The sequence below is a fragment of the Stutzerimonas stutzeri genome (assembly GCF_024448955.1).
In the GTDB taxonomy this organism is placed as follows: Bacteria; Pseudomonadota; Gammaproteobacteria; order Pseudomonadales; family Pseudomonadaceae; genus Stutzerimonas; species Stutzerimonas stutzeri_AQ.
This window is the reverse complement of record NZ_JAMOIH010000012.1, coordinates 154,559-164,062: the sequence shown is the minus strand read 5'-3', so window position 1 is coordinate 164,062 and position 9,504 is coordinate 154,559. Positions and strand designations below refer to the sequence as shown.

The 9,504-nt window shown below is 55.9% G+C and carries 7 protein-coding genes; 2 read left to right on the top strand and 5 right to left on the bottom strand.

Annotated features, from left to right (window positions below; translation table 11 throughout):
• Positions 1-631 precede the first annotated feature (631 nt).
• Entirely contained in the window at positions 632-988 is a 357-nt protein-coding gene (gene queD / locus NA645_RS14320) for a 6-carboxytetrahydropterin synthase QueD (RefSeq protein ID WP_256049436.1), read from the bottom strand.
• A 256-nt stretch (positions 989-1,244) separates the two neighbouring features.
• Here queD and NA645_RS14315 point away from each other — a divergent pair, with 256 nt between their 5' ends.
• Together NA645_RS14315 and NA645_RS14310 are read left to right on the top strand one after the other, a co-directional pair.
• On the top strand, positions 1,245-2,561 hold the full coding sequence (locus tag NA645_RS14315) for a Na+/H+ antiporter family protein (RefSeq protein ID WP_256049435.1): 1,317 nt from the start codon (positions 1,245-1,247) through the stop codon (positions 2,559-2,561).
• A gap of 131 nt (positions 2,562-2,692) precedes the next feature.
• Positions 2,693-3,751: an AI-2E family transporter gene (locus NA645_RS14310; protein ID WP_256049434.1), complete on the top strand. Its 1,059-nt coding sequence runs from the start codon at positions 2,693-2,695 to the stop codon at positions 3,749-3,751.
• 36 nt (positions 3,752-3,787) lie between these two features.
• Here NA645_RS14310 and NA645_RS14305 read toward each other — a convergent pair whose 3' ends face one another.
• From NA645_RS14305 to NA645_RS14290, 4 genes are all read right to left on the bottom strand, one after another.
• The gene (locus NA645_RS14305) at positions 3,788-5,749 is read right to left on the bottom strand and encodes a PhoX family protein (protein WP_272892072.1); all 1,962 of its coding nucleotides are present in this window, start codon (positions 5,747-5,749) and stop codon (positions 3,788-3,790) included.
• A 211-nt stretch (positions 5,750-5,960) separates the two neighbouring features.
• Positions 5,961-7,556, bottom strand: a complete 1,596-nt coding sequence (locus NA645_RS14300) for an isocitrate lyase (RefSeq protein ID WP_256049433.1) — start codon at positions 7,554-7,556, stop codon at positions 5,961-5,963.
• A 512-nt stretch (positions 7,557-8,068) separates the two neighbouring features.
• Positions 8,069-8,875, bottom strand: coding sequence for a secretin N-terminal domain-containing protein (locus NA645_RS14295; RefSeq protein WP_256049432.1), 807 nt, complete (start codon positions 8,873-8,875; stop codon positions 8,069-8,071).
• A complete protein-coding gene (locus NA645_RS14290; RefSeq protein WP_256049431.1) occupies positions 8,872-9,498 on the bottom strand; it encodes a histone acetyltransferase HPA2 in 627 nt (208 codons plus the stop codon). The genes NA645_RS14295 and NA645_RS14290 overlap by 4 nt, the downstream gene beginning before the upstream one ends.
• Between the last annotated feature and the right edge of the window lie 6 nt (positions 9,499-9,504).

Sequence of the window (9,504 nt, the reverse complement as noted above, 5' to 3'; positions counted from 1 at the left end):
CCAGGGGAAAAGGGCTCTGGATGTAACGGGCTACCTGGGAGGTCGCGTATGCTGTACAAGCTAGCCTTAGGCGCTGGCCTGTTAGGACACGCGCGGCGTAAACGCGACGAAAGTAGAGATGCACTTATGGGACGATGGGCGGGTTGACACGGCGTTGGGGTAAACTATGGCATTAGCGCAACTTCGAGAAAGCCAACGTGAGTCCGTGTTAAGTCCGTGTTATCAGGGCCGCCCGCAACACGATTGATGTTGGGAGAACCTTGGCCTCAGGCACTTCGACCAAAGGATAAGAACTCAAGCGTAGCTCGGAAATGCGCCAGGCCTGAAAGGCGGTGAGAATGTTAGACCTCAAACAACATATCGGTGTGGACGATGAGTTGGAATTGCGCGCCACTTGGCGGGCACTCCGGCTCAATACGGCATGCTCACATTGCTCTTCCTGCTGGGCCTGTGGATGACTCGCTGACATTTACCGGTGACCATAGAAGAGATCGAGCTTGTATGTGCGGCTGCTGTAGATGGCTTATGCGGGAAACGCAAGGAGAAGAGGGTGTCCATTGTATCTTTGAAGAGGCTTCGTTAAGCCTCCCCATGTCAATGTGGCCCAGCAATGCAGGCTGTTCAGTTCCCGCTAGCTGCCTCGGTACTCACAGCCGCTAGTGCAAGTTTCATGGATGCGAATCCGGGATAATTCCGGTATCAGCGGCTTCAGTTTGTCCCACATCCATTTCGCCAGGTTTTCGCTGGTGGGGTTCTCCAGGCCTGGTAAATCGTTCAGATAGTTATGATCAAGCTGTTCGTAAATCGGTTTGAAGATCTGCCGTATCTCGCCAAAATCACGAATCCAACCAGCATGCGCGTCGACCTCACCCTCTAGGTAAATGGCGACCCGGAACGAGTGGCCATGCAGCCGACCGCATTTGTGGCCCTCAGGTACATGCGGCAAACGATGTGCGGATTCGAACGTAAACTCTTTGAATATTTCCACTGGCCCATCCGGAAAGGTAAAAATTTCTGTGGCGGCATTTTACCGTTTTGTATCCAGGGTGTCGCAGTGAAACAGATTAAATGGGCTTGCCTATAAAGCCGGATGTCGTGAAGGGTCTTCGATGCTCCAAAGCTTGATCAGCAGCGAGGAATATCAGAGTGACTTTGCTGATGCACCTTTAGTTCTTTGACACCACAGCAGGGTTGCGGCAAATTACCCGACTTTTTATCGGCATTCGCCGTATCGGGGAGTTGAAATGAATGCAGTAGTGGCCGCAGTCGGCATTATGCTGATTCTTAGCCTGTGCAGAGTTCATGTTGTCGTAGCCTTGATTACTGGCGCCATTGCCGGCGGTATGTTGGGCGGGCTAGGGATCGAAGGTAGCCTTGCTGCCTTCAATAAGGGGCTCGGCGGAGGCGCGACGGTTGCGCTGTCCTATGCGCTGCTCGGCGCGTTTGCGGTAGCAATCGGAAAAAGCGGGTTGGCCCATGCACTGGCCGATAAAGCTCTGGCAATCCTAGGGACGAGAGAGGTGCAATCGGGTGGCTCAGTCAAGTGGATGATGATTGGGCTTCTGCTTGTAGTCGCAGTGTCGTCACAGAATATCCTACCGATTCATATTGCCTTCATTCCTCTGTTGGTTCCGCCCCTGTTGTACGTGCTAAGCAAGCTGCAGATCGATAGGCGATTGATAGCATGCGTGTTGGCGTTTGGCTTGATTACGCCTTACATGTTCCTTCCCGTTGGCTTCGGTAATATCTTTCTAACTGAAATTCTGCTCGCCAATGTCGCTAAGAGCGGTGTTGATATTACGGGGATCAATGTAAGCCAAGCTATGCTGATCCCAGCTCTCGGTATGGCAGCAGGCTTATTGATTGCCATGTTTAGCTATCGCAAGCCGCGGGCGTACGTGCTGGCGAAGTTAGATCAGTCGAAAGTGGAAAGCGTCAGCTATAGCCCTCTCACCTTACTGACTGCAGCGTTGGCAGTTGCGGCAGCGTTCATTGTCCAGCTGTGGCTGGACTCGATGATTATCGGAGCTCTGATAGGTTTCGTTATTTTCTCTGCCTCGGGGGTAGTGCGTTGGCGGGAGGCTGATGACCTCTTCACCGAAGGCATGAAAATGATGGCAATGATCGGTTTCATCATGATCGCTGCCGCAGGGTTCGCAGAAGTCATGCGTGAGACCGGTGAGGTGAAAACTTTGGTCGATGCATCTGCAGAGTGGATAGGTAACAGCAAGGCCATTGGTGCTCTGATGATGTTGGTGGTGGGGCTGTTGGTTACCATCGGCATCGGTTCTTCCTTCTCTACGGTCCCAATCATTGCGGCTATCTTCGTCCCGTTAGGGGTGGAGCTCGGATTCAGTCCCTTGGCTATCGTAAGCCTTGTAGGCACAGCGGGTGCGTTGGGAGATGCAGGTTCGCCGGCTTCGGACTCGACACTTGGCCCAACGGCAGGCCTTAATGCCGACGGCCAGCACAACCATATCTGGGATACCGTGGTGCCGACATTCCTGCATTACAATCTGCCCCTTCTTGCATTCGGCTGGGCTGCAGCCATGATCTTGTGACAGAGTGAACACTAGCCTGTATATCTTTCAAACGCCGTCCTCGTAACGGCGTTTTGATTGTTTCTGCTTCATCGCCGAATCGGCACTCCTCGCGGCAATCGCTGACTAATAAACACAGCCGCAGCGAAAGGATGCAGACAGTGAATTCAACCCTTGAGCAAAAAGTGTTTCTTGCGCTGTTGCTCGTCGTCACTATCGCTTTCGGCTGGATACTTTTCCCTTTCTATGGCGCCGTTTTCTGGGCTGTCATTCTTGCCATCATCTTTGCTCCGCTTCAGCGACGCCTGCATCAATATCTGGGCGACAGACGGAATCTGACTGCTTTTATCACCTTGATGGTATGTCTGATCGTTGCGGTGCTCCCGGTTATTCTGATTACCGGGTTGCTGGTTCAGGAGGGTGCTTCGCTCTATAGGCAGATCGAAAGTGGTGAGTTGGATGTCGGCAGCTTTGTTGGAACTGCAAAGGAATTGCTACCCGCGTCATTGGAGCAGCAATTGCAGCGGTTCGGGCTAGGTGATGTCGACCAGATTCGTGAGCGACTCGCAAGCTGGGCGTTAGAAGGCAGCCAGTTTTTGGCGACCAAGGCCTTTAGCTTTGGTCAGGGTACATTCCAGTTCCTGATCAGTTTTTTTCTAATGCTGTATCTGTTGTTTTTTCTCATTCGAGACGGACGAGACCTGGTCGTTCGGATTCGACGAGCGCTACCTCTGAGCGATAATCAGAAGCGTAGGTTGTTCAGCAAGTTCACCCGTGTGGTCAGGGCTACGGTTAAAGGCAACATCGTGGTTGCAGCTATCCAAGGCTTTCTCGGAGGGGCGATCTTTGCAGTACTGGGAATTCCAGCGGCCGCGCTCTGGGGCGTTCTCATGGCATTCCTGTCGTTGCTTCCGGCGGTTGGGGCAGGGCTAATATGGACCCCGGCAGCACTCTATTTTCTGATGAAGGGCATGGTTCTGCAGAGTGTGATTCTTACGCTCTATGGAATCCTTGTAATTGGCTTGGTCGATAACATCCTGCGGCCAATTCTCGTAGGCAGAGACACCAAGATGCCAGACTATCTGGTGTTGATTTCGACGCTGGGCGGGCTCGCTCTGTTCGGCCTGAATGGTTTCGTGATCGGCCCGCTCATTGCTGCCCTTTTTATGTCGACGTGGGGATTGTTCACTTCACCCGAGGGGAATCGCTAGTTGGCCGCGTCCGACCATGCCGGACGCGGCCGCAAACTAAATCACTCGACCGCCATCGTCACGGCTGATTATCACCGTGGCGGAACGTGGCCGGCGTCCCGCGCCATCGGGCCATGTGCTGGTGTACTCGGTGGAGGTTGAACCTTCGCCCGGGTGTTGGATGTTGACGAACAGCGTGCGGAAATCCGGCGTTGCAGTTATTCCCGTCACCTCGGCGCCTTGAGGACCAACAAGGAATCGCTTGGTTTCGCCTGTTCTGGGATCTGATACCAGCATTTGGTTGTTGCCAAACGGCCCCTCGCTCAGTTGGCTGCCGCTCATATCTGTCTGTATCCAAAGCCGCCCGTCGTTGTCGAACCAGAGTCCGTCAGGGCTCGCCAGTATATTTTCCTCGGTCAACGGTTTGCCGCGAGGATCACGGCTGTCGTTTTGTGGGCCGGCGAGAAGATACAAGTCCCAGTGAAACCGAGCGCCGGAGTGGTTCCTTCCCTCTTCGCGCCAGCGAATGATATGTCCGTAAGGATTCGGCGCGCGTGGGTTTGCCGCGTCGGTGTCCCGCCGAGAGCTATTGTTCGTCAACGTGAAATACACCTCGCCCGTGTCAGGGTGTACGGCTCCCCATTCAGGACGATCCATTTTCGTCGCACCGACAATGTCGGCAGCGAGGCGGGTATTGATCAACACCTCGCCTTGGTCGGCAAACTCAACATTGGCGGCAGCACAAGCCTGTTGAAAATCAGCGTTTTCAATGTCAAGCGGCAGCCAGTCACCGCTGCCGTCTGGGTTGAATCGGGCAACGTAAAGTGTTCCTTCATCAAGGAGCTGGCCGTCGCTGCGCAGCGGGCGATACCTATCGCGGCTTACATACTTGTAGATGTATTCATTCTGCGAGTCGTCTCCTGAATAGCAGACCACCGGCCAGCCAGGCTTGACGGGCGCGAACACCAGTCCTTCATGTGCAAATCGGCCGAGTGCGGTGCGCTTTACTGGTGTGGAGTCGGGGTCGAACGGATCGATTTCGACGATCCAGCCAAATGTATTGGGCTCGTTGCGATAGTCGGCTCTGAAATCCTCTGCCGTTGCCGTTGCGTCGAAGCGCTGGAATTCGTCACCCGGAATTGTTTCCCAGCCGTAACGGCTAGCCGAGGGAAGACCGTAGCGCCGCAGGTGGCGGGGCAGTTCAGAATCGCGACTCGCGAAATAGCCCGCCCAGTTTTCCTCGCAGGTCAGATAGGTTCCCCACGGTGTATAGCCATTCGCGCAATTGTTCAACGTTCCTCGCGCAGATGTGCCGCTTGGGCTGTAGCGGGTCTTCATCAGATCATGACCTCGCGCCGGCCCCTCGATCCGCATGGGTGATGCGCCAGTGATGCGCCGGTTGCGGGCTGATGGCAATACCGCCCATTCGCCGCGGGCGTTGCGGCGAATCTCTACAATCGAAACGCCATGAGCGTTAATTTCCTTACGGACTTCATCGGCGTCGACGCGCTTGCCGTTGACGACAGTGGCGCCGTTGCGATGTAGCAACGGTACATCTATGTATTCATGGTTAAGCGCGAGCAAGCCGTGATCGCTCTTGCGGCCCTTGAATTTGGCATCCATAGGGAAGAAATGCATGCCGTCGTGGTGCATGCCGGTCTGCTGTGCCTGGTCTTCCGCGCTGTTGCTGGCGTCTTCGAGATACGCAGGATAGCTTCCGCAAATCGGCGTGCCCCAAGGAATGAACGCTGTTGCGGAGAAACCGGACGGTACGGTCACCGTGTCAGCTCTGGTAATGCTCACCGCACCAAATGGGAGTCGGGTCCGACGTTGGAAGGGCAAGCCACGATCAGTAGCTGGAGCTGCTGCGTTGGTAATCGCAGGTAGACCGCCGAGAAACGCAAGTGCGCCGACTGCCGCACCGGTGGTGAGCACCTTGCGCCGCCCCGCGTTGATGACATCCTGGATATGGGGATTGGCTGAACGATTGCTCGGCAATTCATCACCATTGCCAAACATGAGGTTGTCGTTATTGTCAGTCACGATGCAGCTCCATAGGTAATCGACGGAACTGCGACGCTAGGCTGAACTCGCGACAGATTAATGACAATCCAATAGCGGCCGACAAGCGGTTCGCTTGATGATTTTTTGAACACAAACAAAAAGCCCCGGTATCTACCGGGGCTCGTTTTTACACCAGCTCGGGCCGAAGCCCGAGTCTGAACCGTTCTTAGTGGAACTGGTTCATGGTGTTATCTTTACCGCTTGCCTTCAGAGCTGCTTCGCCAGCGAAGTACTCCTTATGGTTGTCGCCGATGTCGGAGCCAGCCATGTTCTGGTGCTTGACGCAGGCTATGCCCTGACGCAGTTCTTCACGCTGCACGCCTTTGACGTAGGCCAGCATACCCTGGTCTGCGAAGTACCCTTTGGCCAGGTTGTCGGTGGACAGCGCGGCGGTGTGGTAGGTCGGCAGAGTGATCAGGTGGTGGAAGATACCGGCATGAGCGGAACCGTCCTTCTGGAAGGTGCGGATCTTCTCGTCGGCGATCCGGGCCAGTTCAGTTTCATCGTACTCGACGCTCATCAGCTTGGCGCGGTCGTAGGCGGAAACGTCCTTGCCCTCAGCGGCCATGGCGTCGAACACCTGCTGACGGAAGTTCAGAGTCCAGTTGAACGACGGGCTGTTGTTGTAGACCAGCTTGGCATCCGGAATGGTCTTGCGGATTTCGTTGACCATCTCGGCGATCTGGCCAACGTGCGGCTTCTCGGTTTCGATCCACAGCAGGTCGGCACCGTTCTGCAGCGAAGTGATGCAATCCAGTACGCAGCGCGCTTCGCCAGTGCCTTTGCGGAACTGGAAGAGGTTGGACGGCAGGCGCTTGGGACGCAGCAGCTTGCCTTCGCGCTTGATCACGACGTCGCCGTTGCCCAGCTCGGCTTCGGTGATTTCTTCGCAATCGAGGAAGGAGTTGTACAGGTCGCCCAGGTCGCCCGGCTCTTTGGTCACGGCGATCTGCTTGGTCAGGCCGGCACCCAAGGAGTCAGTACGCGCAACGATTACGCCGTTGTCGATGCCCAGCTCGAGGAACGCATAGCGAACGGCCGCGATCTTGGCGAGGAAGTCGGCGTGGGGAACGGTCACTTTACCGTCCTGGTGGCCACACTGCTTCTCATCCGAAACCTGGTTCTCGATCTGGATGCAGCAAGCGCCGGCTTCGATCATGCGCTTGGCCAGCAGGTAGGTGGCTTCCGGGTTACCGAAGCCGGCGTCGATGTCGGCGATGATCGGAACGATATGAGTTTCGTGGTTGTCGATCTGCGACTGGATTTCAGCAGCCTTGGCGGTATCGCCGGCTTCGCGAGCGGCGTCCAGAGCGGTGAACAGCAGGTCCAGTTCACGGCTATCGGCCTGGCGCAGGAAGGTGTACAGCTCCTCGATCAGGTCGGAGACGGCAGTCTTCTCATGCATCGACTGGTCCGGCAGCGGGCCGAATTCGGAGCGCAGCGCGGCAACCATCCAGCCGGACAGGTAGAGGTAGCGCTTGTTGGTGGTCTTCAGGTGCTTCTTAATGGAGATCAGCTTCTGCTGACCGATGAAGCCATGCCAGCAACCCAGCGACTGGGTGTAAACGGACGAATCGGCATCATACTCAGCCATGTCCTTGCGCATGATGTCGGCGGTGTACTGAGCAATCTCCAGACCGGTCTTGAAACGGTTCTGAGCACGCATACGAGCAACGGATTCAGGGTTGATAGCGCTCCAGCTGCTTCCAGCTACTTCTTTCAGAGCGGCAACGGCCTTGATGTCGTTTTGATAAGCGGACATGGTCAATCCTTTCAAAAAATTCGTGTTTGGTTAAGCACCGACTGTTCCCACCGAAACCTACGTGCTAATCGCATGATGATGCGGGCGACACGCGGCAGAGCGTCGAAATACCGACCGGGACGAGGATTGAACCAAGAGAGGAGAGGTGTGCAGTTACGACCGCTGGAAGATTCGGATAGCTGCGGAATGATCGTGGCATTCCGGCACACAGCGGCTTAGGCCGTTGGGCGACTCAGCAGAACTGGCGTCTTCGAGCTGATGCGTTAATCGCTTCCCCGTCCCTCAGGACGACTCGTTCCAGTCGCAACCTCGTCAGTCCGCCTTGTGGGCAGTACAGTCACGGATCGCCTCAGCTGGTTGGCTAAGTATGACCCGGAGGCCCGTGACAGGGCCCCTGATTAGCGGGAGCGGGGCCATGATGCTCCGGCCAAAATGGTTCGTCAATTGTTTTTGTAGTGAAATTTCTAAGGCACTACATTTTTCTACAAATCATCGAATCTCTCTAAGCCGTTCTATTCCAGCATGTCGACTTTGAGTCGTAGCGACAGATTCTGGCGGCCTCCAGTGGAGTAGCGTCGCAGCGTTGCGCTGTCATTGGAGCTGGCGGATTCGTCGATGCCGCCAAGCGATATCCACTCACCGAGGCGTCCGCTTACACGGGTATCGGTTTGCTGGACATTGATCGTATCCGGCCGATAGGCGCTCATCCGGTCGTTATGGCTGCTAACGGTGACCTGCACTTGATCACCATGAACCGTGGCAGTGGCGTAGAAGCCGCGCGTGACATTCCGATATTGGGTCTGCTGATAGATCTGGCCGTAGCCGTCGGCGCCAGTGGTGGTGATAGGCACGCTTTGGCCGACCTGTATCAGAGCAGGGTAGCCCTCGGTAACCTGAATCTGTTGAACGCCTCCGCCTTGGCTGTTGGTGCTGCGACGGATGATGCGGACCTGATCACCGCCTCTGGCTTCCCCGCGCCCGGTTTGGATTTCCACGTCACCGATACGGGCGGAGCCATCAACTCGATAGCCATTGTCACTACTCATCGCCGAGTTTTGCGTATCGACACTGATGAGCAATCGACGGGGCTCAGTATCGATCTGGGACAGCACATCCTGCAGCTCAGCGATTACAGCGGAAGGCGCGTTCACGATCAGCTGATTCCCGTAAGCGTTTACCTTGCCTTGATTGCCGACTACCGATTGCGCGATTGGCAATACGTCTTCGGCCATACGGAATTCGAGAGGGATTACCTGTGTCGCGGCATGAAGCGAGAGGCTGACGAATGCCAGGAACACGGCGAGGAGATAGCGCTTCATAGCAGAAAACTCCGCAGGTCAGGGTCGGACAGGCTGTGGTCCCAGGCGTTATCGAATAATCGCTGTCGCTGGCGGGCGCGACCGGGATCCCGATATAGCGCATGGCCGGCGAACTGGTCTGGCTCAGGACGAACCAGCAGGCCGCAATCATCGGCTATCAGAAAAGTGCACGTTTGCGCCGGATAGTCCAGATGCAATTTGCGAATCGCCAGATTGCTGGTCAATCGGCGCGCCAGCGTAACGAGGCGATGACCTTGCTTGACGGCGCGGGAGGAGTCGCCGACCAGAATGCGCAGGCGATTGCGTGGGTGCGCTAGAAGAAAATTGGAGCAAGCCTGTTGAATACTGCTGTGGTTGTACAGCCAGGGCTCCAGGTCTTGGGTGTAAATACTCAGAGTGCGTCGGGCCTGTTCGATCAGCGCTAGTGCATGCTGACGAGCCTCAACCGCACTGTTGAAAGTCTGAGCTGGGCTGCTACCCAGTAGGAATGGAGCAGGGCTCCATTGCTCCGGGCCTGTTGGCGGTGCCGATGGGTTGCTGATTTCGAAACGACCCGGTGAATGAAAGTCGATATCTGCCAGCTCTGCGGAGGTGGCTGGTCGATCCGGGTCATTGCGATTCATGGTGGA